Here is a 1,304-nt window from a genome sequence, read left to right as displayed (position 1 = left end):
TGGAGAATCCTCCGGCCATCTGATCTGCCGACAGGTGACCACAACGGGTGATGGTGTTGTGGCCGCTTTGCAGGTAATGGCAGCGGTTCAGCATTCCGGAAAAACCCTGGCGGAACTGAAGCAAGGCATGAACAAGTACCCACAGCATTTGGTCAATATTGTTATGACCGAGCGCCGGGACCTTGCCCGTATTCCTGCAGTGACCCGTGCCGTTACCGAATGCGAACAGGCTCTGGGTGGCTGTGGCCGGGTATTGTTGCGCCCTTCCGGTACTGAACCCGTGGTTCGGGTGATGGTAGAAGGTGAAGATAAGGCGGAAATTACCCGACACTGCCAGGTGCTGGCGGAGAAGGTTGAGCAGGTATTGAAGGCGTTGAACGGTTAATAGGCCTTGAATACGCTTCTTTCCGTTGTTATCCCCTTTCGGAAGCGGTCGGGCGATCGGGCTTCTGTTGAGCGTCTTGATCAGGCCATTGGCTGTTTTGCAGATCAACCAGATATTGAACTCGTGGTTTTTGATACGGGGCGACAATCAACGCGCTTCAAATTGACTAATGGCCAGCAGGACAACCTGCGCTATTTCCATCAGTATCAGCCAGGTGTATTCGCTCCGGGGCAGGTGCGTAATGCAGCGGTTGCCCATGCAACTGGTCAGTATATTTTTCTGTTTGATGCGGATTTATTGATCAGCCGGGGAATGATTGATCAGCTATCAGGCTTTGTTCGGGAATTGACACTGGAAGGGCCGCAGGCTTTTCGCATGTTCCCCTGTCTTTATCTTTCGCAACGCTATTCTGCCCATTTTACGGCGGAATTTTTTAAGCCTGTTTTGCAGCAGGCTTTATACCAGGAGGTGTTTGAATCCTGGTTTCGTGGTGAAGTCTGTAAAGTGGATGGCATCGCCCTGGCCTCCAGCTGTTTACTGATCCATCGTGAATGGTTTCTGGCGATGGGTGGCTTTCGTGAGGCGTTTGCTGGCCATGGCTATGAAGACTTTGATCTGATCCACCGACTGGCCATGTATTACCCTGTTGGCAAACGGCCTGCCGATTATTCTGAGGATGTGAAAAGACAGTTTCCGGGGGATTACCGGGGCTTTCGCCGCTACTTTAGTTATTATGCGGTGCCGCATTTGTTTAACGGTTCATTTCTGCTGCACCAGTGGCACCCAAGGCCACTGACTCGACAATACCACCGTAAAAGAAAGGAGAATGAAGCCCGTTTTGCCGAGATCCTCAAGGACGCCACGGTGACATTGCCAGAACCTTTGCCGGGCTTTCAGGCAGACGCTGAGATATTGGCTG

Annotated in this window: 1 protein-coding gene and 1 pseudogene; both read left to right on the top strand. The window is 52.1% G+C overall.

Annotation, left to right across the window (positions count from 1 at the left end):
* Window positions 1–385 (top strand): annotated as a pseudogene (gene glmM / locus KDK19_RS20810) (phosphoglucosamine mutase); the annotation flags it as partial.
* A gap of 6 nt (window positions 386–391) precedes the next feature.
* Window positions 392–1,304: glycosyltransferase (locus KDK19_RS20805; RefSeq protein ID WP_257292859.1), on the top strand; the 913-nt coding region annotated here is incomplete at its 3' end.

Origin of the sequence: Endozoicomonas sp. ONNA1, from assembly GCF_024606325.1 — a bacterium.
Lineage (GTDB): Bacteria > Pseudomonadota > Gammaproteobacteria > Pseudomonadales > Endozoicomonadaceae > Endozoicomonas_A.
This window is presented reverse-complemented; position numbering and strand designations above follow the sequence as displayed.